At 38.6% G+C, this 26471-nt stretch carries 25 protein-coding genes; 23 read left to right on the forward strand and 2 right to left on the reverse strand.

Annotated elements, in window-relative coordinates; translation table 11 throughout:
• The first annotated feature begins 1 nt into the window (after position 1).
• The 4 genes from LS684_RS04810 to LS684_RS04825 all read left to right on the forward strand — a co-directional run bounded on the left by LS684_RS04810 (position 2) and on the right by LS684_RS04825 (position 4947).
• Entirely contained in the window at positions 2-880 is an 879-nt protein-coding gene (locus LS684_RS04810; protein ID WP_233810434.1) for an ABC transporter ATP-binding protein, read from the forward strand.
• Complete coding sequence (locus LS684_RS04815; RefSeq protein ID WP_233810436.1) at positions 877-2145, forward strand: hypothetical protein; 1269 nt, start codon at positions 877-879, stop codon at positions 2143-2145. The genes LS684_RS04810 and LS684_RS04815 overlap by 4 nt, the downstream gene beginning before the upstream one ends.
• Before the next feature lie 10 nt (positions 2146-2155).
• Entirely contained in the window at positions 2156-3292 is a 1137-nt protein-coding gene (locus LS684_RS04820) for a hypothetical protein (RefSeq protein WP_233810438.1), read from the forward strand.
• 467 nt (positions 3293-3759) lie between these two features.
• Positions 3760-4947 (forward strand): chromate transporter, encoded by a 1188-nt coding sequence (locus tag LS684_RS04825; RefSeq protein ID WP_233810440.1) that lies wholly within the window; start codon positions 3760-3762, stop codon positions 4945-4947.
• Between the two features lie 214 nt (positions 4948-5161).
• On the opposite strand, the gene LS684_RS04830 is transcribed toward LS684_RS04825, so the two are convergent.
• Positions 5162-5590 carry a universal stress protein gene (locus tag LS684_RS04830; protein WP_233810442.1) on the reverse strand — a complete coding sequence of 143 codons (429 nt, stop codon included), beginning with the start codon at positions 5588-5590 and terminating at the stop codon, positions 5162-5164.
• Positions 5591-5994: 404 nt separating this feature from the next.
• Between LS684_RS04830 and LS684_RS04835 the strand changes: the two genes are divergently transcribed.
• The 14 genes from LS684_RS04835 to LS684_RS04900 all read left to right on the forward strand — a co-directional run bounded on the left by LS684_RS04835 (position 5995) and on the right by LS684_RS04900 (position 20020).
• A complete protein-coding gene (locus LS684_RS04835; protein WP_233810444.1) occupies positions 5995-7203 on the forward strand; it encodes an acyl-CoA dehydrogenase family protein in 1209 nt (402 codons plus the stop codon).
• 24 nt (positions 7204-7227) lie between these two features.
• A complete protein-coding gene (locus LS684_RS04840) occupies positions 7228-8001 on the forward strand; it encodes an SDR family oxidoreductase (RefSeq protein WP_233810446.1) in 774 nt (257 codons plus the stop codon).
• A gap of 109 nt (positions 8002-8110) precedes the next feature.
• Complete coding sequence (locus LS684_RS04845; protein ID WP_233810448.1) at positions 8111-9730, forward strand: long-chain-fatty-acid--CoA ligase; 1620 nt, start codon at positions 8111-8113, stop codon at positions 9728-9730.
• 70 nt (positions 9731-9800) lie between these two features.
• Positions 9801-10364, forward strand: a complete 564-nt coding sequence (locus LS684_RS04850; RefSeq protein ID WP_233810450.1) for a TetR/AcrR family transcriptional regulator — start codon at positions 9801-9803, stop codon at positions 10362-10364.
• Between the two features lie 91 nt (positions 10365-10455).
• Positions 10456-11334, forward strand: coding sequence for a 3-hydroxyacyl-CoA dehydrogenase family protein (locus LS684_RS04855; RefSeq protein ID WP_267930372.1), 879 nt, complete (start codon positions 10456-10458; stop codon positions 11332-11334).
• Positions 11331-12110: an enoyl-CoA hydratase gene (locus LS684_RS04860; RefSeq protein ID WP_233810452.1), complete on the forward strand. Its 780-nt coding sequence runs from the start codon at positions 11331-11333 to the stop codon at positions 12108-12110. The genes LS684_RS04855 and LS684_RS04860 overlap by 4 nt, the downstream gene beginning before the upstream one ends.
• A 96-nt stretch (positions 12111-12206) precedes the next feature.
• Positions 12207-13289, forward strand: coding sequence for a phosphotransferase family protein (locus tag LS684_RS04865; protein ID WP_233810454.1), 1083 nt, complete (start codon positions 12207-12209; stop codon positions 13287-13289).
• 84 nt (positions 13290-13373) lie between these two features.
• The gene (locus tag LS684_RS04870) at positions 13374-15149 is read left to right on the forward strand and encodes an acyl-CoA dehydrogenase FadE (protein WP_233810456.1); all 1776 of its coding nucleotides are present in this window, start codon (positions 13374-13376) and stop codon (positions 15147-15149) included.
• 102 nt (positions 15150-15251) lie between these two features.
• Positions 15252-16235: a quinone oxidoreductase family protein gene (locus LS684_RS04875; protein WP_233810458.1), complete on the forward strand. Its 984-nt coding sequence runs from the start codon at positions 15252-15254 to the stop codon at positions 16233-16235.
• A gap of 331 nt (positions 16236-16566) precedes the next feature.
• Positions 16567-17046 carry a DsrE/DsrF/DrsH-like family protein gene (locus LS684_RS04880; RefSeq protein ID WP_233810460.1) on the forward strand — a complete coding sequence of 160 codons (480 nt, stop codon included), beginning with the start codon at positions 16567-16569 and terminating at the stop codon, positions 17044-17046.
• 18 nt (positions 17047-17064) lie between these two features.
• Complete coding sequence (locus LS684_RS04885; protein WP_233810462.1) at positions 17065-17640, forward strand: sulfurtransferase TusA family protein; 576 nt, start codon at positions 17065-17067, stop codon at positions 17638-17640.
• 47 nt (positions 17641-17687) lie between these two features.
• On the forward strand, positions 17688-18800 hold the full coding sequence (locus LS684_RS04890; protein WP_233811545.1) for an MBL fold metallo-hydrolase: 1113 nt from the start codon (positions 17688-17690) through the stop codon (positions 18798-18800).
• A gap of 36 nt (positions 18801-18836) precedes the next feature.
• Positions 18837-19064, forward strand: a complete 228-nt coding sequence (locus LS684_RS04895) for a sulfurtransferase TusA family protein (RefSeq protein WP_233810464.1) — start codon at positions 18837-18839, stop codon at positions 19062-19064.
• A 176-nt stretch (positions 19065-19240) separates the two neighbouring features.
• On the forward strand, positions 19241-20020 hold the full coding sequence (locus LS684_RS04900) for a sulfite exporter TauE/SafE family protein (RefSeq protein ID WP_233810466.1): 780 nt from the start codon (positions 19241-19243) through the stop codon (positions 20018-20020).
• Between the two features lie 125 nt (positions 20021-20145).
• Here the strand turns inward: LS684_RS04900 and LS684_RS04905 are convergent, their stop codons facing one another.
• Entirely contained in the window at positions 20146-20439 is a 294-nt protein-coding gene (locus tag LS684_RS04905; protein ID WP_233810468.1) for a hypothetical protein, read from the reverse strand.
• 223 nt (positions 20440-20662) lie between these two features.
• Between LS684_RS04905 and LS684_RS04910 the strand changes: the two genes are divergently transcribed.
• From LS684_RS04910 to LS684_RS04930, 5 genes are all read left to right on the forward strand, one after another.
• Positions 20663-21679, forward strand: coding sequence for an ABC transporter substrate-binding protein (locus LS684_RS04910; protein ID WP_233810470.1), 1017 nt, complete (start codon positions 20663-20665; stop codon positions 21677-21679).
• A complete protein-coding gene (locus tag LS684_RS04915) occupies positions 21663-23747 on the forward strand; it encodes a HAMP domain-containing sensor histidine kinase (RefSeq protein WP_233810472.1) in 2085 nt (694 codons plus the stop codon). Before LS684_RS04910 ends, LS684_RS04915 begins: the two co-directional genes overlap by 17 nt.
• Positions 23748-25082, forward strand: a complete 1335-nt coding sequence (locus LS684_RS04920; RefSeq protein WP_233810474.1) for a sigma-54-dependent transcriptional regulator — start codon at positions 23748-23750, stop codon at positions 25080-25082.
• A gap of 273 nt (positions 25083-25355) precedes the next feature.
• Positions 25356-25559, forward strand: coding sequence for a twin-arginine translocase TatA/TatE family subunit (gene tatA / locus LS684_RS04925; RefSeq protein ID WP_233810476.1), 204 nt, complete (start codon positions 25356-25358; stop codon positions 25557-25559).
• A gap of 15 nt (positions 25560-25574) precedes the next feature.
• A complete protein-coding gene (locus LS684_RS04930) occupies positions 25575-26471 on the forward strand; it encodes a 4Fe-4S dicluster domain-containing protein (protein ID WP_233810478.1) in 897 nt (298 codons plus the stop codon).

The raw sequence follows: 26471 nt of genomic DNA on the forward strand, positions 1-26471 counted from the left end.
GATGTTAACTGTCAAAGACGTAAGTAAGAATTATGGAGATTTCTCAGCATTAGAGAATGTAAGCCTAGAATTTCATCAGGGGATTTATGGGCTATTAGCTCCAAATGGCGCTGGAAAGACGACCTTAATAAAGATGCTTGTGACACTCATTTCTCCATCAAAGGGAGAAATTATATATAACGGAATGAATATTATTGACTTAGACGAAGAGTACCGAGATCGATTAGGCTATTTGCCACAACAATTTGGCTTTTACAAGAATGATACACCCAAAAAATATTTATTATATTTAGCAGCATTGAAAGGAATCCCCAAAAAACAGGCAATTGAAAGAATAGATGAATTACTGGAAAAAGTAGCGCTATCAGATGTCGCAAATAAAAAATTGAAGAAATTTTCAGGAGGGATGATTCAAAGAGTGGGAATTGCCCAGGCATTATTAAATGACCCGCACGTATTAATTCTAGATGAGCCAACAGCGGGCCTTGATCCTAAGGAACGTGCACGGTTTAGGCAACTGCTGACAGAGCTTGCTCATGATAGACTAGTGATCATTTCTACCCATATTGTTTCCGATATTGAATCGATTGCCAATGAAATTATCATGATCAAAAATAAACAGCTACTTTATAAAGAAACGGTTGAAGCTATTTGCAATACCCTTGAAGGGGATGTATATGAAACGAGCTTCAACTATGAAAATTTAGAAGCGTTCCGTCGTCAACATGTTCTTTTATCCGAAAAGCAGGAACAGGGAAGGATGATTGTTCGATTTGTTCACAAAGGAGAGCCAAAAGAAGAATGGACTAAAGTTATGCCTCATTTGGAGGATGTTTTCCTTTATGAATATCGTGATGAATTGTTGGCTGAATCGGAATGAAGAAGACGATCCTTTTTTACGAGTGTAAAAAAGCACTCACTGCACCTATCATCCTGGCATTGCTGCTTTTGTTTAGTGCCTATAATATCTTTAATATTTATTCCTCTTCCAGTTTCAAAGAGGAATTGCATGTAGCAAACCAGCTTGCTAGTAAGTATGGAAGCCATATTACTAGCGAATCCCTTTCAACATTAGAAATCGATATCAAAGAGGAACTATATGTTCTAAATGAAATGACGGAGAAGAAATCAGGACAAACATATGAAAGCGCGTTCGATTTTTTCTCGGAGCTGAGCTATGAAGATGAACAACGATACGCTGATAATGAATTGCTGTTCATGCATGAGCTGTATTTAAAAGAGATGTATGCAGAGACGGCGAAAGCCATCAAGCCTTCCTATGAAAAAATTAATATTGAAAAAATAGCTGAATCGGAAATAGTTAGATATAAGCTAGAAGGACAAGCAGCTGTTACGTTAAGAAATCAATTCGCGAAGTTTGCAGAGAGATTTGCAGACTTGCAAAGCAATGGGGAGCATACACAATGGTTTTTTTCAGGAAAGCAATATTATATGCACAGTCTATTATTCAAGGATGTGTTTAGAGGATTAGTTATTGAATTAATTATATTAGTTGTCCTAGCTACAGCACTTGTAGTGAATTATGAGTTTGAAAATCGAACACAGCTAGTTACCTACTCAGCGAAAAGAGGTAGGAGGTTATTAGGAGATAAATTGGTAGCTTCCCTCATCGTGACGATGACAGTTATGACAATCCTATTGTTCCTTACGCTTGGAAGCTATTTTATCGTGTATGATTATTCCCATTTATTTAAGAGCTCAATTAGTAGTGCATTTAACTGGGAAGGAAACTTTCCGAATGTCTCATGGTGGAGCATGTCGTTTATGACGTATTTACTTGTGGGAATTGCTTTAATGTATATCGCATTGCTGCTAATCTCCATGATTACGTTCGTCATAGCTGTATTCGTCAAAAATAGTTATTATACATTTCTTCTTTTTGGCGGAGTATTTATTATTCTCTATCTGCTTCAAGGGTTTATGCCGGCAAGCTCAAATTTGCTCTATATTACGGGGTTCAACCTCTCCACTCTCTTATTGAACCCACAAACATGGTTTCTTGGAAGTAAGGGATTGTTGTTATTCAAATATTATGAACTTATTACAGTTTCCGCATGGACAATCATTTTAGTTATGCTTTGTACACTTTGCTTGAGAACGTTTAAAAACCAGTCAATCGTATAAGGAGATTTGCATGCAAATAATCATAAATGAAGTTAAAAAATTTTTAAATTGGAAGATGCTTTTTGTTCTTACGTTCGTAAATGTCATCTTGTATTTTCTGTTAATTGATTTTCATATTCGGTACTTTCCGAACGGCCGCCCTGCATTGGACTCCTACCGAATAGGGATAGAAATGATTGAAAAATATGGTGCAAAAATGGACGAGACAGAGATAGCTGATTTTAAGAAAACCTACGAACAACAGGTAGAAGAGGCAGATCATATTTTACAATCAAGGGAAGACTTTAAGAAGGCCGATATAACAACCTATGAACAATTCAAGCAAATGGATTTTGAGGATCAAGTGTACTCAGACCTACATGGGAAACTTTTTTTTGAAGAAAGTATCGATCTGTTTTGGGAACTACAAGAACGCGAAAGTTTAAAAGATTTTCATAATCTGCAACAATTAATTATAAATAATACAATAAGTGCTGCTACTTCTGAGCAAAAGAAGAGATTAGAAGAGATTAAGGCAAGTGGGAGCCATCATGTTTATCCAGAAGTGGCGTTTACCAACTTTAAAGATTTCATCATGAACGTGACAATTGTAATTGTGATTAGTGCGGCTGTAATGGTATCACCGCTTATGATTAGAGATCGAATCTTAAGAGTTAGAGACTTGCAATATACGGCTAAAGAAGGAAGGAAGGTTTATTTAAAGAAGGTGCTTGCGGGGATTATTAGTACGGTTATGGTTGTCACTGTTCTGTTGGGTGTCTACTTTAGTTTATATTCCATGAATCATACGGCAACGTTCTTTCCGGTTCCAATTCAGTCATTTATCGGCCCAAATTTCTGGTACGACCTTACTTTTTTTCAATACATTATCCTTACCGTATTTGCGATCTATGTTTTAGGAATTGTGATTGCCATGTTGGCTATGAGTGTATCAACAGTTGTACCGAATTATATTGCATTAATTGGAGTCCAAGTTCCGTTCCTTTATGCAATGACGTCCATTGCGGTGAGCTATTTAATCAACCAAATCATCAATTTGGGAATTCCCAAGTGGGTTGTACCGGTAAGTTATATGGGATTGGCCGTTTTAACTGGATTATTGATCGCCCTTTCGGTGAAGCGTGAAGGTGTAAAAGATATCGTATAATTGAAACTTCTCACATATGAAAAAAAGATCCAACGTTTTCTGTTTGAAGGCAGAATTGAAGGCTTGATGAACGTCATGAGAAAGTGAGCGTCTCGAAATGTAAGCACATGTTTTCCACTAAGCCGTTGTCTTTATAAACAGTTCTGACATCTCTATTTCAATAAACTAAAATGCAAACATTAGTTGGGTGCATAAGACTGTAGATACCCTCGAAAATTTCGAGGGTGCCTACAGCCTTTTTTTATTACAAGAAAGATATACAGAGATCTAAGGGTGTTGCAATGAAGTATCTAAATCATTTTCTTACCTGTTTCAGGTACTAGAAGCCATTCACCACCAAAGAAATGAAGATAAATAAGAGACATGATAACGGAAGGGATTCTGTATGAAAACTTGGTGATTGCAAAGTCACTAGCCATTCAAGTATCCTTTAATGGGGTAATAAATTTACGAAAGGTAGGGACTGTATGTCACAACAGAAGAAAGATGTACGCACATTATTTGAGCTATTGCTCGTATCCACTAGACTAGGATTCACGTCATTCGGTGGACCGGTTGCCCATTTAGGTTATTTTCATGAGGAATATGTGAGAAGACGTAAATGGATGGATGAAAAAAGCTATGCGGATTTAGTTGCTCTTTGTCAATTCCTTCCAGGTCCAGCGAGTAGTCAGGTTGGTATGGGGATTGGAATCATGCGAGCAGGCATATTAGGAGGAATCATCTCCTTTATTGGATTTACGCTTCCTTCAGTATTAGCTCTTATTCTATTTGCACTCGTATTGCAAGGGCTTGATGTAAGTGATGCAGGCTGGATTCATGGATTAAAGATTGTTGCTGTTGCCGTTGTTGCCCATGCCATTTTAGGTATGGCGCAAAAGCTGACACCGGATATTCAACGTAAGACAATTGCTTTATTTGCTCTAGTGGCTACCTTACTTTGGCAAACAGCCTATTCACAGGTAGGGGTTATTCTTGTCGCTGGTCTCATTGGATTTTATTTATATCGAAATGGACAGGATGTGGATGACAATAAAAGTCATTTTCCGATTTCGAAGCGGGCAGGAGTCATTTGCTTAACCTTATTCTTTGGTTTGCTGTTTGCATTACCCATTGTTCGTGAGATGACATCATTAAGCTGGGTAGCGATGGTGGATAGCTTTTATCGATCTGGCTCACTTGTTTTTGGTGGGGGGCATGTCGTTCTTCCATTGTTAGAACGTGAGTTTGTTCCTACAGGGTGGATGAGCGAGGAAGCATTTTTAGCCGGTTACGGAGCTGCTCAGGCTGTTCCTGGACCATTGTTTACATTTGCAGCCTATTTAGGTGCAGTCATTAACGGATGGAAAGGCGGCTTATTAGCTACATTTGCTATTTTCTTACCGGCATTTCTATTAATTTTAGGTACACTTCCATTTTGGGATTCATTACGCCGTAATCCTAAAATTAAAGGAGCATTAATAGGAGTAAATGCAGCTGTTGTCGGAATTTTGATTTCCGCCTTTTATCAACCGATATGGACGAGTTCTATTCTAGCACCAATTGACTTTGCATTTGCAGCTATTTTGTTTAGCATGCTTGTCTATTGGAAGCTCCCACCATGGGTAATCGTAGTCGCAGGAGCTTTAGGTGGAACCCTAATGTCACTTATCTAAAGGCCAATTCTTTTGAATTGGTTTTTTTATTGGTTCCGTACCTACTAATGCAGATAAGTGTAAGTCACTTGATTACGAAGGGAAGAGGAATGTTCAACATCCATTTAGCTTAACCTCCTATCGAAATGCAAGTGACCTTGAGCGAGCCGGGAAGGGATTTGCGTTTTATCCACGGAATACATCTAGGTTTCGCTGGTATCGTTTTGGTAGGTTTTTACGGAACAATCGTTACTGGGCAAGGTGAATCATGAAGAACACCGTAGCTTACACTTCCAAGAAGAGTTCTTTTTATAGCACCTAATCCTCTTGAACCCATGATGATACTTGTCGCAGAATCCTCTTTTGCAGCTGTGCATATTTCGGTAGAAGGAGCTCCAATTAAGATTTTTTTAGATACATTTATTTCTTGACTGCGTTCTAGTAATTGATCAGCAGGTTTGAAAGCTTCCTCTGCCATTTCCTCTTGATAATCTCTCACCTGAGCAGCTGATAAAAAACGCTTTACATTATGAGTGTCTAAACTAGGTTGGACATTGATTAAAAGTAGCTCTGCATTCAATTTTTTTGCTATCTCAATTGCATGTTGTAGAGCTTTCATAGAATAATCTGAACCATCGATAGGTACTAATATTTTTTCCTTCATTGTCCATGCTCCCTTCAGTTAAAAAGATAATCCCTTTGAATACCATTTTAACTTATCTTTAACTAGAATTTTCATATAATTTCAACTTATTAGTGACGAATTGGATCAAATAAATTGAATATGAGCGAAATTCGTGGCCATTGGAGCGAAACTTTGTCGAATATGAGCGATTTCTTGTCCAATACGAGCGAATAATGGAAGAAGCGAGCGTATTCACAAGGATTAGGAGCGAACGCTCAAAAAAGGAGCGTTCGCTCCTAAGGACTACCCAGTTCTATAAAAATAGTAAATCGCATAAAATAATCGGAATGATTAGGTAAATATTTGAATATTCTAAAATTAATCGTATAATAGATTACAAGTAACATACCAACCGGTTAGTTAGTGAGAAAGGGATGATCAATTTGAACTTTTCGTATTCTTCGAAGGTTATGGAGCTGCAAACAAAGCTGACTAGCTTTATGGAAGAGCAAGTGTATCCCAATGAAAAACTATATGAACAACAATTAAACGAGCAAGAAAATCGTTGGACTACCGTTCCTCCAATTTTGGAAGAGTTGAAGGAGAAAGCGAAGGCAGAAGGATTATGGAATCTTTTTTTACCTGAGAGTGAGTATGGAGCGGGGCTTTCGAATGTTGAGTATGCGCCTCTTTGTGAAATAATGGGACGATCACTAATCGGGCCAGAGGTATTTAATTGCAATGCACCTGATACAGGCAATATGGAGGTGCTCGTTCGCTATGGTACAGAAGAGCAAAAAGAGCGCTGGCTAAAGCCTCTTCTAAAAGGAGAAATTCGTTCCTGTTTCTCAATGACTGAACCGAATGTTGCTTCAGCTGATGCCACAAATATAGAAGCGAGTATAGAAATAGATGGGGATGACTATATCATCAATGGGAGAAAATGGTGGTCTTCTGGAGCCGGCGACCCTCGATGTAAAGTTTCCATATTCATGGGGAAAACAAGTACAGAGGTAGGACGCTATGAACAGCAATCTATGATCCTAGTACCATTAGATACAGAAGGAGTGAAAGTGGAACGAATGCTGTCTGTCTTCGGATACGACCATGCGCCACATGGACATGGGGAGATTACATATGAAAATGTAAGGGTACCGAAAGAAAATATTCTGTGGGGGGAAGGCAAGGGGTTTGCGATTGCACAAGGCAGATTAGGGCCTGGGAGAATTCATCATTGCATGCGATTAATTGGTGCAGCAGAACGAGCGCTTGAAGAATTATGTAAGCGTGTACAAAATCGTGTAGCTTTTGGTAAACCTCTTTCTCAGCAGGGTGTCATAAGAGAGTGGATAGCGGATTCGCGAATCGAGATCGAGCAAGCTAGGTTACTTACATTAAAGGCAGCTTATATGATGGATAGGGTTGGAAATAAAGAAGCGAAGTCAGAGATTGCCATGATAAAGGTGATTGCACCTTCAATGGCATTACGTGTGCTCGATCGAGCTATTCAAGCCTTGGGTGCAGCAGGGGTGTCGGAGGATTATACGCTAGCCGCTCAATGGGCAAATGCAAGAACCTTAAGAATGGCAGATGGTCCAGATGAAGTTCATCGAGCACAAGTGGCAAAGCTAGAATTACGGAAATATCAATAGATCATATGGAAGGAGATGTTGAGAATGGAATCGCTAAAGCTGTTTGATTTGACTGGAAAAACTGCAATTGTAACTGGTGGAGGGAGAGGTCTAGGTGCTCAAATGGCAAAGGGATTTGCCGAGGCAGGTGCGAACGTTGTTGTATGTTCACGAAAGTTAGAAGCATGCGAGAGTGTAGCAAAGGAGCTGGATCAGCTCGGTGCTCGGACACTTGCCCTTCAATGTGATGTATCTAAGCCAGATGATGTGCAGTATGTGGTTGAAGAGACACTACGTCAGTTTTCGCATATTGATATTTTAGTAAATAACAGTGGTGCAACTTGGGGAGCACCTGTTACTGACATGCCACTTGAGGCGTGGAAAAAAGTGATGGATGTGAATGTAACGGGTACCTTTTTGATGAGTCAAGCTGTTGGAAAGGTGATGATTGAACAAAAAGCAGGGAAAATCATCAACATTGCATCCGTCGCTGGCTTAGGAGGCACCGATCCTAGATATATGGACACAATTGTATACAACACAAGCAAGGGAGCTGTCATTACATTTACGAAAGATTTAGCTGTCAAATGGGGGAAATATAACATCAATGTCAATGCAATTGCACCTGGATTCTTTCCAACGAAAATGTCAAAGGTCATTATGGAACAAGGAAAGACACCGATTCTTGAAGCAACGCCGCTTGGGCGATTTGGTTCAGATGACGATCTAAAAGGGGCTGCTATATTTTTAGCATCAGATGCAGCAAACTTTATCACAGGAGATGTCCTAATTGTCGATGGCGGAACACATGCCATGTAGGATGGGAATCGCTAATAGGATCTTAAACAATTGTTTTTAATAAACAAATAGATAAGAATCATTCCTTTAGCGAACAGAGCCTTTTATATAAATAATGAGGAGGATTCATATGACAAATAATAAGGTTTGGCATTCTCATTACCCTAGTTCAATTGCTACGACTGTAGAAGTTCCAAACATCTCTCTGCCACAAATGCTACAACATACAACTGCTACTTATCCTCAAAATCTAGCATTATCCTTTTATGGACAAAAAATTCGCTATCAAGAATTAAGCTACGGCGTTATAGGGATTGCCTCCGCACTGCAAAAGAATGGTGTGCAAAAGGGAGATCGAGTAGCGATCATGCTCCCCAATTGTCCACAATATGTTCTCTCTTATTACGGCTGCTTAACGGCAGGGGGGATTGTTACACAAATCAATCCAATGTTAGTGGAAAGAGAACTGGAATATATTCTAAATGACTCTGGAGCAGAAACGATTGTTGTACTTGACGCGTTATATCCAATTGTAAAAGCTGTTCAAGCATCTACTATGATTAAACACATTATCGTTGTTAGTCTTAAGCCTTCTTCTGAGGCAAATTTTCATCCCGACCGTAGCTTTGAAAGCTTTATAACTGAAGGAAATGGGGAACTAGTTCCTGTTGATGTTGATCCAGATAATGATGTTGCCGTTCTCCAATACACAGGGGGAACGACAGGAAGATCGAAGGGAGCAATGCTGACTCATCGAAACATTGTAGCTAATGTTGTACAGTCCTTTGAGTTTTTCCAACAAGACCTTGAAATGGGAAAAGAGAAATTTCTAACGGTTATACCCTTGTTTCATGTGTTTGGAATGACCTCCTGCATGAACTTTGCCATATATACAGGGTCTGAATCGATTATGCTCCCACGTTTTGAAATAGAAGAGGTATTAAATACGATCAAAAATGAACAGCCCACTTTATTCCCAGGAGTTCCGACGATGTATGTTGCCATTACAAACCACCCACGTGCTGAAGAGTATGGCATTCATTCCATTGAGGTTTGTAATAGTGGGAGTGCGCCTATGCCAGTTGAACTTCTGAAAGAATTCGAAAGAAAAACAGGTTCAAAGATTCTCGAAGGCTACGGACTATCAGAGACAGCTCCAACCACGCACTGTAATCCAAATTTTGCGGAAAGAAAGCCTGGAAGTGTAGGAATTGGATTCCCTTCAACCGAATATAAGGTTGTTGATTTCGCGACAGGAACGAAAGAAGTGCCACCAGGTGAGTTAGGAGAAATCATCCTAAAGGGTCCTCAGGTGATGAAGGGGTACTGGAATATGCCGGAGGAAACAGCACATGCTCTTCGGGACGGCTGGTTGTTTACAGGGGACATTGGAAAAATGGATGAGGATGGATATTTATATATTGTGGATCGGAAGAAGGATATGATTATTGCAAGTGGTTTTAATATTTACCCACGAGATATTGAGGAAGTCCTTTATGAGCATCCTTCCGTTCAAGAGGCAGTTGTAATAGGGGTTCCTGATCCATATAGAGGGGAAACGGTCAAAGCAGTAGTCGTCTTAAAGGCTGGAAAAAATGCTACTGCTGAAGAGATGACCGACTATTGTAAGAAACAAATGGCAGCCTTCAAAGTACCGACAATCGTCGAGTTTCGAGACCAACTCCCCAAAACAAGTGTTGGGAAAATCCTTCGCCGAGCATTAAGAGAGGAAGAGGCTAAGCAAAGATAGCCACGTTCGAAGGAAAAACAGACATGGTATAATTTGCAGCAAAGAATGTTTAGATTGTGGGGAGCAGAAAGTGAAGGAAAAGATTACCGAATTTAGTATACAGCTATTTGAAAAACAAGGATTTTCAGAGACATCTATTCAAGATATAGTGGATAGCATTGGTGTGACAAAAGGAACCTTCTATTATTATTTCTCGAGTAAGGAAGAGCTGTTAATGGACATCCACCTAGGTTATATTGATGAAATGCTAAAACTTCAATTAGAGATCTTTGAAGATCCACATAAGACCTGTAAAGAGAAGCTATTTGAGGTCGTATTTATGCTCATTCGTAAGATTAAGAGTCAAGGATCTAGCGCCAAGATTTTCTTTAGAGAAATGCAAAATTTGAACGAAGAGCGGCTTGCAAAAATAATTCCGAAACGAGATCAATTTCGCTTAAATCTGGAAGCCTTAATTCAAGATGGAATCAACAAAGGTGAGTTTCGACCGGATCTGAATGCTCCAATTATTACGTTTGGCATTTTAGGAATGACAAATTGGAGCTATCAATGGTTCAATCCGAGCGGAAAAGCGTCTGAGAAAGAAGTTGCTGAAACATTTGTCGAGATGATGTTAAAAGGAATTCAAGCATAGAGAATGTAATAGGAAGTGAGGGGTGTCCCTGCACCCTGCACTTCCAAATATATAAACATACTAACCAGTTGGTTGATGGGGAGGAATTTAGGTGAAAGTTCAACAAATTGCTGTGATTGGTGCAGGACAAATGGGACATCAAATTGGAATGTTATGTGCTCTTGGGGGATTTCATACAACGATTCAGGATGTGCAGGAAGAAGCATTAACAAAAGCCAAACAAAGCTTAGCGATATTAATGGGTAAGTGGGTTGAAAAAGGAAAGCTTTCACCGGATCAAAAAGCTGCTGCGTTTAGACGTCTGCATTTTACTACCAGTCTAGAGGAAGCTGTCAAACCTGCTGATTTTGTCATTGAAGCAGTCGTTGAGAAATTGCATGTAAAAAAGGCAGTATTTAAAGAGCTTGAGAAATATGCGCAGCAGCATACTATATTCGCCACAAATAGCTCAACAATTGTTAATAGTTTAATTGCAGGTGTGACACAGAGGCCTGACAAAGTCGTAAATATGCATTTCTTTTTTCCACCATTAGTTATGGATTGTGTGGAAGTCGTGGTGAGTGAGCAAACTTCAGAGGAAACAGCTAGAGTGACTATGGAAGTATGTGAGAAAGTGAACCGCACCGCTTTGCTTTTGAAAAAAGAAATTTCTGGGTTTGTCGCGAACCGAATATTAGGAGCATTACAAAAAGAAGCGTTATCTTTATATGAACAAGGAATTGCCGATTTCAAGGATATTGATATGATTTGCAGGAAAGCACTGAATCATCCAATCGGTCCATTTGAACTGATGGATCTCTCAGGAATTGACGTAGGCTATTACGTAATGGAGCAACGTTATCAAGAGACGGGAAATGAAGAGGATCGACCTACTCCTTCTATGCATGAGAAGGTGGAGCAAGGCCATTTAGGAAGAAAAACAGGAAAAGGCTGGTATGAATACCAACAAATAGGAGTGAAGAAGGGATGAATTCAACTGTAACCTATGAAAAGATGAATGGACTGGGGATTGTTTCAATTAATCACCCTCCTTTAAATGTATTAAGCCAACAGGTATTCCAAGAGTTGAAGAATGCCTTTCTTCAACTAAAAGAGGATGAAGAAATTGTAGCTGTGTTAGTAACAGGTGCAGGGAATCGAGCATTTGTAGCAGGAGCAGACATTAAAGAATTTCCGCAGTTGATCGGCAATCGAGATATGAAGGAGTCTGTAATGGAAGGGCATCGAGTGTTAACCGAAATTCAGCAGTTTCCTAAACCAACAATCGCTGTATTAAACGGTCTCACATTAGGGGGAGGGTGCGAGCTTGCCTTAAGTTGTGATATGCGAATCGCTGAAGAGCATGCCCAAATCGGACTTCCTGAAATCACTTTAGGATTATTTCCAGGTGCAGGGGGCACTCAGCGTTTGCCAAGGCTAGTTGGAGCAGCAAAAGCAAAGGAACTAATGTATACGGGAGAGGCCATTTCTGCAAAAGAAGCGGAACGGATTGGGTTAGTCAATTCTGTTGTTGAAACAGGAAAAGGGGTAGAAGCTGGAATCGCGTTAGCGAAAAAAATGACCAGACACTCCTTACAAGTATTATCCCGAATCAAACAAGCAGTTGATCATGGGTTGGATACTACATTAGAAAATGGTATTGAAATAGAAGCAAATCTCCTCGTAGAAGTGTTTCAAACAGAGGATATTAAAGAAGGTGTAAGTGCATTTATTGAAAAAAGAAAGCCAGTTTTTAGACATAGGTAAATGTATTTCCTGAGAGACACGTAAATAAGGAGAAGTATCAAAGAAATAATTTCAGAATATTCACTCTTCATAAACCCATAGATGAAGGAGGACAACATGCCTAATCAAAAATTCTCTGATACGATTCACGTTAGAAAGGGAGAAGAGTTGCATGTAAATGCGCTAGAGGGCTTTTTGAAGGAGAATATTGTAGATTTTCCTAACGAGCCACTTGAGGTTCTTCAATTTTCCGCGGGACATTCGAATCTTACATATGAGCTGAAAGCAGGGGATTGGAATGCAGTGCTTCGCCGTCCGCCCTTAGGACCTGTTGCACCAAAAGCTCACGATATGGAGCGGGAATACCAGATCCTTTCAGAAGTTTATCCTTATTATTCAGTGGCACCTAAACCTATTTTATATTCAGATAATTTGAGTATCGTTTCGAGTCCCTTCTTATTAATGGAAAGAAAAAAGGGGATTGTGCTAGATACAGATTTTCCAGAAGGCATCAAGGTGACCCAAAAACTTTGCAGGCAACTATCAGAAAAAATGGTGGATCAACTTGTTTCGTTACATCAAGTTGATTATCGACAGACGGGATTAGTTGATATAAGCAAACCTCAAGGGTTTATGGAGAGGCAGGTACATGGTTGGATAAAACGGTATGACCGTGCCGAAACAGATCATATTCCACAAGTTGATCGATTGAAGAAATGGTTAATAGATCATATTCCTGTGTATGCTGATGCAACGATCATTCATTATGATTATAAGCTCAATAATGCGATGTTCACTGAGGATTTAGATGAAATGGTGGGATTGTTTGATTGGGAAATGTCAACTGTAGGTGATCCGTTAGCCGATTTAGGAGCAGCAATGAGTTATTGGACACAGTCAGATGATCCACCACTTCTAAAGAATGGCTTAGGAAAACCGCCTGTAACTGTTTTAGATGGATTTATGTCAAGAACTGAATTTATCGAAGCCTACGCTAGAAAAAGCGGACGTGATGTATCGAATATCAACTTCTATGTCACTTTCGCTTACTTTAAGCTAGCTGTGATATGTCAACAAATCTATTACCGGTATCAAAAAGGACAAACAAATGATTCTCGTTTTTCCCAGTTCAATCATTTTGTCCGTAGTTTAATCACCCAAGGGGAACAGATGACTAGTGCTAGGAATGTACTAGATTAATAGAGAATACTCAATGCTACATGACAACGGAACTAGTTTAGTAGAAGTGATCCGATCGTTTTCTAACTAAAAGGAGGATCTTACATGGATGAAATTCATACGAAAAATAAAGGAGCAAGCTTCCTTTTTGCTCAATTGAATGTAGAGGATCTATTTACCCCTGAGGATTTCACCGATGAGCATGTCATGATTGGTTCAACAGCAAAGCAATTTGTTGAAAAAGAAGTATTGCCAAATATGGATAAAATTGAGGAACAAAACTTTGAACTTATTGTTGAATTACTACAAAAGGCAGGCGATCTAGGGCTACTCGCACATAGCATTCCAGAGAAATATGGTGGATTAGGATTAGATAAAGTAAGCAAAGGAATTGTGGGTGAGATGGTCGGTCCATCGAGTGGGTATGGGGTTGCTCATTCTAATCATACTTGTATCGCTACACTTCCAATCACCTATTTTGGAACGGAAAAGCAAAAGGAGACCTATCTACCTAAATTGGCAAGCGGAGAGTATATTGGTGCATATTGCTTAACAGAGCCGAATGCAGGTTCAGACGCTCTAGCTGCTGAAACGACAGCCAGACTTAATCAGGAAGGAACCCATTTCCTTTTAAATGGTACAAAAATGTATATTACAAATGCGGTGTTTTCAGATACATTCATTGTTTATGCTAAAGTAGATGGACAGCAATTTACCGCATTTATTGTAGAGAAAAATTTCCCGGGATTATCTTTTGGACCAGAAGAACAGAAAATGGGCATAAAGGGATCATCGACTCGAACGGTTATTTTTGAGGATTGTTTAGTTCCGGTAGATCATCTATTAGGGGAAATTGGCAAGGGACACGTAATTGCCTTGAATGTTCTTAACTTAGGACGTTTCAATTTAGGGTCTGCTTGTATGGGTGCAGCCAAAGTATCTCTAAAAAAATCCGTTCAATTTATTCAAGAACGAAAACAGTTTGGAAGAGAAATCGCAGCCTTTCCTGCTACGAAGGAGAAAATTGCTAAGATGGCATCGAGAATCTATGCAGCCGAATCGCTGCAATATCGAACGGCGGCTTTACTAGAAGAGTCCCTTTTTGACCTTTATGAATGTACGGACACCAAACTTATAGGGAAAAGAATGAGCGAATATGCAATGGAGTGTGCAATTTGTAAGGTATTTGGCTCTGAAACCCTAGACAATGTCGTAGACGAAACACTCCAGCTCCATGGTGGTGCAGGTTTTATAAAAGAATACAATGTTGAGCAAATGTACCGTGATTCTCGGATTAATCGGATTTTTGAGGGGACGAATGAAATTAATCGATTACTTATACCAACTCATTTATTCCGCAAAGCAAGGAAAGGCGAATTTCATTTAGAATCTCGAGTAGAGGAAGCTGTTAGATCCCTTCAGAAGCCTTCTGAAAAAGCGGAAGGGGTTTTTGCAAAGGAGCGCTTAACTATACAAACGCTTCGCCATTTGTTTTTACTAAGTGCCGGTGTTGCCTACGAAGCATTCGGGGATAAATTAGTACATGAACAAGAAACGTTAATGAAGCTAGCGGATATTGCGATTTATTTATATGCCGCAGAATCGGCTGTATATCGAACATATAAAAACATCGTGAGAATGGGAGAAGCAAAGGCAGATTTGAAAATCAAACTCTCTCAAACCTTTTTAGAGGAAGCCATTTGGAATGTGGAGAGAAATACACGTAGTATTGTATCTTCACTCACATCAGGTGAAGAACAAAAGCAGTTTATTGATATGACCATTCGAGCGTGCCTTGATTTTCAAGATATAACTGCCGATTTGTTAAGGAACAGAATAATTGCTGAAAGACAATATGCTAGTAATCAATATATTTGTTAATGGAAAGACGATGGAACTTTCCATGGGAACTAAATAGATTCTGATTCACGAATATCCTATTACGTATTAAGAAAATGATAACTAGAAAAAGAGGGATGAGAAATGAAAGCAATTCAATTCACAGAATATGGTGGACCTGAAGTATTGAAGCAAGTCGACCTGGATACACCTCAACCAAAAGGACATGAGGTATTAATCGATACTCATGCAATCGGTGTCAATTATGCTGATACTGCGAGAAGAGAAGGGCAATATGTAGTGAAAACACCCCTTCCGTTTATACCAGGAGCTGAAGTAGCGGGAGTGGTAGTTGCCATTGGTGAAAACGTAACAACAGTGAAGCCAGGGGCGAGGGTTGTGACTTTAATCGAAGCAGGGGGATATGCTGAATATGCGATAGCTGATGAGCGTTCATTGATCCCACTTGTAGAGCAGCTAGATTTTCAGCAAGCCGCAGCCCTTCCCTTACAAGGGCTAAGTGCTTATCATATATTAAAAACAATGGGACGATTAGAAGAAGGGGAGTCTGTTCTTGTCCATGCTGCAGCAGGTGGGGTCGGTACAATTGCCGTTCAACTAGCTAAATTATTTGGGGCAGGAAAGATAATTGCTACTGCAAGTACAGAGAAAAAACTAGAGCTTGCTCGTCAAATGGGGGCAGATGTATTAGTAAACTACACAAAAGATGGTTGGGAAAAGGAAGTATTAGAAGCGACGGGAGGCAAAGGAGTAAATGTCGCACTTGAAATGGCGGGAGGAGATATTTTCAATAAAACCTTACAATGTCTCGCTACGTCTGGGCGTCTAGTTATCTATGGTGTAGCAAGTGGGGAACAGCCAAGATTTTACCCATCCACACTAATGGCGCGAAATCAATCGGTCATCGGCTTTTTCTTACCACAGATTATGAGAAAGCCGCAGTTATTAAAGGAGAGTTTAAACGACTTATTCACCTATTTAGCAAAAGGGCAATTGAAGATAACGGTTGGTGAAGTGTTTCCATTAGAAGAAGCGGCCAAAGTCCATAAACTTATGCAATCTCGTCAAACCTATGGAAAGCTGATATTAGATCCAAAGAAGAGATAAAATTTATTTTGAGCGAGCATTCTTTTTTATGATTGCTCGCTTTATGAAAAAAAGATTTTTCTCTCCCTCATAATGAAATAGACTTCACTCATCACAACCCCAAAAAGGCTGTATACACTCATTTCCGTGATTAATAAAAAGCACGTCACAGTCATTCATCATGCATCATTAGCTTAAGCCAAGAAAATCAAATACCCCTGTTGACAGACCAAAAAAATTATAATATAGTATACCCTGTAAGGTATTTAACAACATGACAATATTATTAATTGAACACACACAATTATTTTTTTATATTCTTATATACCCATTGGGGTAAGGAGGAGATAGAATGACAGACCGTAAAAAAACAACAATTGTCTTATTTAGTGGAGATTATGACAAAGTAATGGCTGCATACATTATTGCGAATGGTGCAGCAGCATATGATCACGAAGTAACTATTTTCCATACATTTTGGGGATTGAACACCTTAAGAAAAGATGAACCAATTAAGGTAGAAAAAACATTTATAGAAAAGCTTTTTGGGAGAATGATGCCTAGAGGCGTGAATAAAATGGGTTTATCCAAAATGAATTATGCCGGATTTGGACCGACGATGATTAAGGATATAATGAAGAAACATAATGTATTGCCACTACCTGAATTAATAGATATGGCTAAAGAACAGGATGTTAAGCTTGTTGCATGTCAAATGACTGTCGATCTCCTCGGATTAAAACCAGAAGAAATAATGGATGGAGTTGAATATGCAGGAGTTGCCGCCTATTTAGCAGATGCATCTGAAGGAAATGTTAATTTATTTATTTAATCAAAGGGGGATATTTTTATGGAAGCGTTTAAGACGAATCTTGTGGTAGATGCTAGGGGGTTAGCTTGTCCAATGCCAATTGTGCGAACGAAAAAAGCAATGAATGCACTAAACCCTGGTGGGGTAGTTGAAGTACAAGCTACAGATAAAGGATCAAAAGCCGATATCGAAGCCTGGTCGAAAGGTTCTGGACACCAATATTTAGGAACAATTGAAGAAGAAGGAATATTAAAGCATTACATTCGAAAAGCAAGTGTTTCGGAAGAAAAGTCTGAATCAAAGTTTCCTCATGTAATCTCAAATGAAGATCTTGTAATTAAGCTGGAAAATGAAGCTGACATGGTCGTTTTAGATGTTAGAGAGCCTGCTGAATTTGCTTTTGGTCATATTCCTCAAGCAGTTTCTATTCCATTTGCAGATTTAGAGGTACGTTTATCAGAAATAGATCAATCGAAGACAATCTATGTTGTATGCCGGACAGGAAACCGTAGTGATATGGCAGCACAAATTCTTTCTGCCAATGGATTTTCAAATGTGGTAAACGTCGTTCCTGGTATGACACAGTGGACAGGTGAAACAGACGGAGTTAAGTAAATTTTTTTCACCAATAATATACCTAAGGGGGTAAAATAGTGAAAGCAATGAATTCACATGAAGTCACGAAAAAGGTTTTCAATAAAGAAGCATTATTTATTCTAGATGTTCGTAATGAATCAGACTTTCAAGATTGGAAAATTGAAGGTGACCAATTTACACATTTAAATATCCCTTATTTTGATCTCCTGGATGGAGTAGAGGAGATTCTTGATCAAATTCCAACCAATCAAGTAGTACTTGTAGTATGTGCCAAAGAAGGGTCTTCTATAATGGTTGCTGAAATGCTTGAAGAAGCGGGCAGGGAGGTTGCCTATCTTCAAGGTGGAATGAAGGCTTGGAGTGAGCATTTAGAACCCGTTAAGGTTGGGAATCTAAAAGATGGTGGAGAAATCTATCAGTTTGTCCGCATTGGAAAAGGTTGTTTATCCTATATGGTTGTTTCTAAGGGAGAAGCAGCGATTATTGATGCAACTCGTATGACAGATATTTTCACAAAGTTTGCTGAAGAAAAGCAAATAGCGATTAAGCATGTGTTTGATACGCATCTTCATGCAGATCATATTTCTGGTGGAAGAAAGATTGCTGAGCAAACAAATGCAACATACTGGTTACCTACGAAAGATGCTGATGAGGTTACGTTTACCTATGAAGCACTGCATGAAGGAAATGATGTAATGATTGGTGACACAAAGATTTCGATTCAACCAATCTACTCTCCTGGTCATACCATTGGATCGACCTCTTTTGTAATAGATGATCAGTATTTGCTGTCAGGTGATATTTTGTTTATCGATTCAATCGGAAGACCTGACCTAGCTGGAAAAGCAGCAGATTGGGTCTTAGATCTAAGAGAAACTCTTTACAGACGTTATCGTGAGCTTTCAGATGAACTGATTGTATTGCCAGCTCATTTCATGATTATCGATGAATTAAATGAAGATGGAAGTGTTTCTGAAAAGCTAGGAACACTATTCGCCCAAAATCATGGGTTGAATATAGAAGATGAAGCGGTATTTAGAAAATTGGTCTCAGAAAATTTACCACCACAACCAAATGCATATCAAGAAATTCGTGAAACCAATATGGGGAAAATAAGCCCAGATGAAGAAAAACAACGTGAAATGGAAATTGGTCCAAACCGCTGTGCTGTTCGATAAAAACGATTTTACATGATGATAAGGAGGAGTTTCATAATGAATGTAACAAAATTACTTGATGCTAAAGGATTAGCTTGTCCAATGCCAATCGTTCGAACAAAAAAAGCAATGGGAGAAATTCAAACAGGTGAAGTTTTAGAAATTCACGCAACTGATAAAGGTTCGTTAAAGGACTTAACTGCTTGGTCACAATCAACTGGTCATGAGTTACTTAAGCATGAAGAGGACAATGGTGTTCTAAAATTTTGGATTCAAAAGGGGTAATAACGAGTAGAAAAGGAGATTATGTCTCCTTTTCTTACATTTTCGCAAAAAAAGAATATGGGTTTAAGGTGCTCTTTCATATCGTAGTGTGAGTGGAGACCTTCTCTCCGCTTTCTTCTATGCATTACAAGGCTAATGTAAGAAGGGGGAACTTATTAAAAACGAGGAGGAATCATATGGATTTTGCCTTTATTATTGTCATTTTTCTAATTGGATTTATAGGTTCCTATATTTCAGGGATGGTTGGGATAGGTGGGTCTATTATTAAATATCCAATGCTCTTATACATCCCGCCATTATTTGGTTTAGCAGCATTTAGTGCACATGAAGTATCAGGGATTAGTGCTGTTCAAGTGTTTTTTGCAACGATTGGTGGGGTTTGGGCTTATCGGAAAGGTGGGTATCTGAACAAGACATTAATTATTTACATGGGTGGAAGTATTCTGATGGGCAGCTTTATTGGTAGTTATGGATCTGGCTTTATGTCTGAGGGCGGAATTAACCTCGTTTATGGAATTCTAGCATTAGTAGCTGCTATCATGATGTTCATTCCTAAAAAAGGCTTAGATGATATTCCAATGGATCAGGTGAAGTTCAATAAGTTTCTAGCTGCGGTCCTTGCGCTTATTGTAGGAATCGGTGCTGGGATTGTAGGTGCAGCAGGGGCATTCCTTCTAGTACCTATCATGCTCGTTGTCTTGAAAATCCCAACAAGAATGACAATTGCCACTTCTCTAGCGATTACCTTTATTTCCTCAATTGGCTCGACCGTCGGTAAGATCACGACAGGACAGGTAGACTATTTTCCTGCGGCAATAATGGTAGTAGCGAGCCTAATTGCTTCACCATTAGGAGCGAATGCTGGTAAAAAAATTAACACAAAAATTTTACAAGTCATTTTAGCTGTATTAATCTTAGCAACGTCCATTAAGATATGGGTAGATATCCTTTTGTAGGAGAGAGTGGGATTACTCTCTCTTTTTCATTTCAGAGTAGACTTCTCTTCGTGTATAGAGAGGTAAGATAAGACCCATGGATGGGCTTAACTTCCTCTCCCAGAATACCAATAATACCAATAATACTATAAATAACTATATGAAACTCTCGGCTCCGATTGAAAGATGTGCTGTCCATTTATTTCTTCAATTCCCATTCGAAAAGTGTTTGGGTTTCCTAAAATTGATATATCTACAAATAATTTAGCAGAAGAGTCAATTACTTTATATTGTACATACGATTGTTTTCCTAAATAAAACCGCTGCAACACCTTCTTATGCTTCCCTTCGCAAAACAAAACCTCATGAAGTGCTTCACTCGATAGCTCTTTCTGTAATAAAGTACCTAATCTTTCAATAACATCTGCATTACTAATCATCGACCGAATCCTTTCCTACTCAATGCTATTTTTCCTATACATTCATTTTAATCTTAAAAAAAGAGAATGCAATGTTAGAATAGTTCTCTTCCGTCATCCCTTTGAATTTTCATCAAGGCATCCGTTTGAATCGTCATAAAATTATCCTATTTACCAAGGTAGGTATTTGTTTTTTTTCGTTATAGTGAAAGGAGATTGAACAACATGCAAGGGAGGATTTCCTTTGAAAATAAAATGGTTTTTTTTCTTCTTAACGATTGTGACTTTCTCGGTTGTTCTTTACAACTATATAGAAAAGGATGACAATCCTCCGCTAAAAGTAGGTGTCATAATGATTGGAGAAAGTCGTTATGAGAAGTTCTTAGGATTAAAACAGGGCCTTCTTGACTTAGGGTACAAGGAGAACGAGTTTGAGTTTGTGTTAAAAAATGGCAAGGACGATGATAGGCTTTTAGAGAACCAAATTGCTCGTTTACTAAAAGAGACACCAGATGTAATTGTGGCAATGGGTGGAATAGAAACACTAGAACTGAAAAAACAGGTAACAGATCAACAACTTGACATACCTATTGTGTTCGCTGGAATTGCGGCACCAAAGGATATTGGAGTAATCGATGAATACCATACACCAGGAGGGCAATTTACAGGAGTGAATAACTATCATACAGGTATTTCTGGAAAAAGATTAGAAATGTTATATGACTTGATACCATCGCTCAAACGAGTACATGTCCTCTATGATCAAGATATCGAAGTAAGTCAATTAAGCTTAGAAAATACGAAAGAAGCAGCAATGAAGCTAGCAATCGAAATCGTCGTACACCCTGTTGGTGGGGCTGATTTTCTAGAGCAATTTGGAAATAGTATTCAAAATCAAGAGGGTATTCTAGTATTACCTGGTTTTCGTATGGAATCAATGGCCGAACAAATCGTAGAGATTTCAAGGAGATATCAAGCACCCACAATGGGTATTTATGAGCATGAAACGGAAAGTGGCTTTTTAGCAAGTTATGGAGCAACTTTTTATAGCCAAGGATATCAAGCTGCGAGGTATGTAAGCTTGATTATTCAAGGGAATTCACCAAGTGAACTCCCAGTTGAACTCCCCGATTCCATCCAATTTTTCATAAATAAACAAGTAGCAAAAGAACTCAACATTCCAATGGATCACGATTTGATGAAAGTGGCAAATTTAGTAATGGCTGTAGAAGGGAATAAAGCAGATGAAGCGGCTAATTGAAGGGTTTCTCTCGCAACCAATTCGAAACAAGGTATTAGTGTTCGGGATGATTATGTCTACGCTTCCTCTTCTATTTATTAGTTACTATTACTACGCTCATGTGAAAGTAGATTTAGAAGTTCGAATTATTGAAAAGCAAAAGTTAATGCTCGATAATTTATCAAGTGAAATAGAATTAGAATTTAACCAAACGTTTCAACGAATTCAAATGGTTTCCGCCTTGAAAAATAGTAAGGATGAAAAAAGTGCTTTCTATGAAATTTTACAACAAAGTGATTTTATCGAAGAAGTAGTAATAACGGATGCAAAAGGGATAGTAGAAAAGCGTGTTTCGCGTTATCTCTTAAACATTTCTGATGAAAATGAATTATGGTTTGAGGATCAAATGTGGTATGCGTTCCAAACGGATGATAAGGTTTATGGCAATGTTATTTTCAATCCTTTTGGCCAGCCTGTTATGAAATTAGCTGTTCCGTTTATGGAAAATGGGGAACGTAAAGGTATCGGTGTTGTTGTTCAGCTTCAAGAAATAATTGGCCTGATTTCATCCTTACGGCAAGACCACTCAGCCTATTTATATTTAATAGATAGAAACGGAAGGGTCATTGCTCATCAGGATTACAGTCAATTATGGAGAAATGAAGCCACAGCTGTGAAACAACCTGTTTTGGGTGTAGAAGCGGAGATTGATCAGATTAATTGGACGTTGGTTATGGAGCAACCAAAAAAGACAGCCTTCGAGCCTGTTAATGAAATGTTTACAAATGGCCTAATGGTAGTAGCAATTGTTACTCTATTTGCCAGCATTATCAGCATATATGCAGGTCTCTATTTTACAAAGCCCATTGTGATGCTAGAAAAAGCGATGCAAAAGTTTCAGTTAGGAAAACAAACGGTAGATATCCAAGTTAATCGAAATGACGAGATGGGAAAGTTAGTTGAAACCTTTAATAATCTGAAAAAAGAATTATATGATAAAACCCTCTACCTTGAAATGGAAAAGGAACGACTTGATATCGTCGTAAATGGAATTGGAGCAGGACTAGCGTTAGTTACGAAAGAATATCAAGTGACATGGATGAACCCAACTCTTCAAAATTGGTTGAAAAATAATGATTTATCATTGCCTTGCTATCATTTAATAGGGGGGGGATTAACGCCTTGTCAAGAATGCCCCATCACATGTCCAGCGCTTGAGAGTCATGCAGATCAGATTATGAAATCTCTTGATGAAGATGGATATGAACGGATTTATAAACATCGTGTGTTTCCTCTCAGTCATGTTATTCCAGGTGAGGGTGAATATCTTATTTTTATTGAGGACATTACAGAGCAGCAACAAATGGAAGAGAAGATAATTCAAACCGATAAACTTAGTGCTCTTGGTCTAATGGCGTCGAGCTTCGCGCATGAAGTGAACAATCCTCTAACAACAATTAACGTATATGCAGAGGACTTAATCGATCGGATAAGTATCCAAGATGAAGAGTTAGATGAAGTAGAAATGAACTTCTATTTAAAAAAGATAAAGGAAAACACCGAGCGATGTAAAAAAATTACGAATAATCTATTAAATTTTTCTAGGAAATCTATTTGGAATGAAAGCTATATGGATGTAAGAGAAGTAATCGAAAACAGTATAAGTTTAGTAGAATATTCGCTTAAGAAAAACCAAATAAATGTAAGGCTAGATATTGAGGGAAACTTGCCAAAAATAGCAGGTGATGGCTTAAAGCTAATGCAAATTGTTGTCAATCTAATCAATAATGCTGTAGATGCAATGGAAGAGGAAGGCAGCCTTACTTTAGGTGTATGGCAGGATGACGAGAATTTATTAATAAAAGTAATTGATACAGGTAGTGGCATACCAAAAGAAATGATTCCGCGAATCTTTGACCCATTCTATACAACAAAGCCTGTAGGGAAAGGAACAGGACTTGGGTTATCAGTTTGTTATGGGATCATACAGCAGTTTGGTGGGAAAATCGATGTATGGAGTGAGGTCGGCAATGGAACTGCCATGCAAGTGATGATCCCAATTGATGGGAAAGTAAAGGGGGATGATTAAGTGACTACAGCAAAGCTATTAATTGTTGATGATGAAAAGGATTTACTACAACTGCTTGTCAAACGATTGAAGAGGAAGGGCTATGATGTAGAACATGCTGATAGTGCAGAAGAGGCATTATCACTATTAACGAATAACTATTATGATATTGGTGTGTTTGATATTCGTCTGCCAAAAAAAGATGGAATTTCACTATTAAAAGAAACGAAAATCATACAGCCTGATATGCAAATTATCATGCTTACTGGTCACGGTACGATTGAAACAGCGATTGAAGCGATGAAATATGGTGCTTTTGATTATTTAACTAAGCCATATAATTTATCTGAATTAGAATTGATCATTCAAAAAGCTAGAGAAAATAAGAGCTTAAAAGATAAAAATGAAAGCATGCGGAAGTTAATAAAACAGCAAAACCAATTTCATATTGTTGGAGAAAGCTCAAAATTGCAGGAGGTTGTACAGTTAACCAAGCGAATAGCTGATAGTGAAGTGCCTGTACTGATTGAAGGGGAAAGCGGTACGGGAAAAGAGCTGTTTGCTAAAGCCCTGCATTATTGGAGTAATAGAAGAGAAGAACCATTTGTTGCACTGAATTCAGGAGCTATTTCAGAAACCTTACTTGAAAGTGAATTATTTGGACATGCAAAAGGAGCTTTTACAGGAGCGAATCAAGAAAAGAAAGGATTAGTAGAAGTAGCAGATGGTGGCACATTATTTTTAGATGAGCTTGGTGAAATGCCACAAGCAGTTCAGGTAAAGCTGCTAAGATTTCTAGAATCAGGAGAGTTTCGACGTGTAGGGGATATCAGGCAGAGAAGAGTAAAAGTACGTGTTGTTGCTGCAACGAATCGACAGATGGAGAAAGAGGTAGAGGAAGGGAATTTCAGAGAGGATTTGTATTACCGCTTAAATGTAGTTAAGCTATATGTCCCTCCACTAAGGGAAAGAATCGAGGATATTCCTGTACTCATCCGTTTTTTTATTGAAAAAGCAAAGAAAACAGAAAAGATCTTTTCAGATAATACAATCAAGCAACTAGAATCCTATCCTTTTCCAGGGAATGTACGGGAGCTCCAACATTTAATAGAAAGAGGCCTTCTCTTATCGAAAGGAAACATTGTAGAAGTTGAGGATTTGCTACTTTCACCTATATCTTCAGGAGAAATAGAAAAACCCCTAACATTAAAGACTTTAGAAGAATTAGAAATGGAACACATTGAAAAAGCACTTCACACTTTATCATGGAATAAGACGAAGGCAGCAGAAGCCTTAGGGATAAGTGTTCGAAATCTATATCGGAAAATCGAGCAATACAACTTAACTGAACGATGACAAATTGACATATGACAAAAAGGCATAACGTGTCAAAATGTCACACTCTTTGAAAAAGCACTCAGGCAATGACTGGAGTGCTTTTTTGTATGCATAGGGTTTGATCATTAGTGTAAATACTTGAAGAATAGCCAAAGGACGGGTACTTGAGGTGTTAAATGAAGAACTAAGTTGGCAGAAAATGCAGTATTTCCAAGTGCTTTCAAATAGTTGGCACGTAACTTGCAAGTTGAATAGATAGAAAGATGAATCCAACCAAAAGGAAGTGAGAGTATGTTATCTAACATTGGGATCCCAGGACTTATATTAATCCTAGTATTAGCATTAATCATTTTTGGTCCAAAGAAATTACCTGAAATCGGTAGAGCCTTTGGTCAAACGTTGAAGGAATTTAAAAAGTCAGCTAAGGAGCTAACTAGTGATTTTGCAGAAGAAATTGAGGAAGTAAAAGAGATCCAAGAGACAATGAAAAAGTAGAATGAGGTGATCACAATGGGATTATTGTTTAATCGGGGACCCGAGCCGAAGGACTTTGACAAATTAGTCGATTTGGTACTTCCTGATTCAAAAAAGGAGATGTCTAATTCCCCTTATGATTCTGAGTTAGGTTTAAATATGGCAAGAGATGCACGTAAAGTAATAAATGGGAGATTAGATATTGTAGATTTTCATCAAACTTATTCTTCTTCTTTAACAAAGGAATTCGGTAAGTACTACGCTTCAGGGGTAGATCACACTACCCAAAAGGAGAAAAGTGGACCTAAATGGGTTATGGTGATTGACTTAAAAAAATGTGTTGGCTGTGATACGTGTACAGTATCTTGTAAAGCGGAGAATCGAACGCCTCCTGGAATTTCTTATAACGTGGTAATGGAGAAATTAGAAGGCGAATTTCCAAATATCAGAGCAGTGAATTTACCTAGACCCTGCATGCAATGTGACAAACCAGCATGTGCTCAAGTTTGTCCAACTAGAGCCACATACAAAATGGAAAATGGAATCGTAGCTATAGACAATGATCGATGTATAGGCTGTCGCTATTGTATTGTCGCTTGTCCGTATGGAGCCCGTTCATTTGATTTTGGTGATAGCTATGAACAAGAAATGATGGGGTTTAATGATGTCTCAAGCCCTGAATATGGGACTGAAAGAGGAGAAAGAAAAGAAGGGAAAACTCCTATTGGAACAGTAAGAAAGTGTAGCTTTTGCTTCCATCGTCTACAACGTGGGGAAGAGCCTGCATGTGTAGAGACATGCATAGGAGATGCCCGTTATTTTGGAGATATAAATGACCCAAACAGCGTGGTATCCAAACTAGCTGCAAGTCCAAGAGCTTTTCGTTTAAAAGAAGAATTAGGAACACATCCAAGTGTTATTTATTTAAGATAG

Source organism: Cytobacillus spongiae (assembly GCF_021390075.1).

What these genes read in the sequence shown, in the direction of transcription:
- LS684_RS04840 (WP_233810446.1), top strand. Translation starts at nt 7,228, where the DNA reads ATGGAATCGCTAAAGCTGTTTGATTTGACTGGAAAAACTGCAATTGTA.
- LS684_RS04875 (WP_233810458.1), top strand. Translation starts at nt 15,252, where the DNA reads ATGAAAGCAATTCAATTCACAGAATATGGTGGACCTGAAGTATTGAAG.
- LS684_RS04930 (WP_233810478.1), top strand. Translation starts at nt 25,575, where the DNA reads ATGGGATTATTGTTTAATCGGGGACCCGAGCCGAAGGACTTTGACAAA.
- LS684_RS04865 (WP_233810454.1), top strand. Translation starts at nt 12,207, where the DNA reads ATGCCTAATCAAAAATTCTCTGATACGATTCACGTTAGAAAGGGAGAA.
- LS684_RS04860 (WP_233810452.1), top strand. Translation starts at nt 11,331, where the DNA reads ATGAATTCAACTGTAACCTATGAAAAGATGAATGGACTGGGGATTGTT.
- LS684_RS04820 (WP_233810438.1), top strand. Translation starts at nt 2,156, where the DNA reads ATGCAAATAATCATAAATGAAGTTAAAAAATTTTTAAATTGGAAGATG.
- tatA (WP_233810476.1), top strand. Translation starts at nt 25,356, where the DNA reads ATGTTATCTAACATTGGGATCCCAGGACTTATATTAATCCTAGTATTA.
- LS684_RS04900 (WP_233810466.1), top strand. Translation starts at nt 19,241, where the DNA reads ATGGATTTTGCCTTTATTATTGTCATTTTTCTAATTGGATTTATAGGT.
- LS684_RS04845 (WP_233810448.1), top strand. Translation starts at nt 8,111, where the DNA reads ATGACAAATAATAAGGTTTGGCATTCTCATTACCCTAGTTCAATTGCT.
- LS684_RS04880 (WP_233810460.1), top strand. Translation starts at nt 16,567, where the DNA reads ATGACAGACCGTAAAAAAACAACAATTGTCTTATTTAGTGGAGATTAT.
- LS684_RS04885 (WP_233810462.1), top strand. Translation starts at nt 17,065, where the DNA reads ATGGAAGCGTTTAAGACGAATCTTGTGGTAGATGCTAGGGGGTTAGCT.
- LS684_RS04815 (WP_233810436.1), top strand. Translation starts at nt 877, where the DNA reads ATGAAGAAGACGATCCTTTTTTACGAGTGTAAAAAAGCACTCACTGCA.
- LS684_RS04870 (WP_233810456.1), top strand. Translation starts at nt 13,374, where the DNA reads ATGGATGAAATTCATACGAAAAATAAAGGAGCAAGCTTCCTTTTTGCT.
- LS684_RS04825 (WP_233810440.1), top strand. Translation starts at nt 3,760, where the DNA reads ATGTCACAACAGAAGAAAGATGTACGCACATTATTTGAGCTATTGCTC.
- LS684_RS04905 (WP_233810468.1), bottom strand. Translation starts at nt 20,439, where the DNA reads ATGATTAGTAATGCAGATGTTATTGAAAGATTAGGTACTTTATTACAG.
- LS684_RS04810 (WP_233810434.1), top strand. Translation starts at nt 2, where the DNA reads ATGTTAACTGTCAAAGACGTAAGTAAGAATTATGGAGATTTCTCAGCA.
- LS684_RS04895 (WP_233810464.1), top strand. Translation starts at nt 18,837, where the DNA reads ATGAATGTAACAAAATTACTTGATGCTAAAGGATTAGCTTGTCCAATG.
- LS684_RS04890 (WP_233811545.1), top strand. Translation starts at nt 17,688, where the DNA reads ATGAATTCACATGAAGTCACGAAAAAGGTTTTCAATAAAGAAGCATTA.
- LS684_RS04915 (WP_233810472.1), top strand. Translation starts at nt 21,663, where the DNA reads ATGAAGCGGCTAATTGAAGGGTTTCTCTCGCAACCAATTCGAAACAAG.
- LS684_RS04830 (WP_233810442.1), bottom strand. Translation starts at nt 5,590, where the DNA reads ATGAAGGAAAAAATATTAGTACCTATCGATGGTTCAGATTATTCTATG.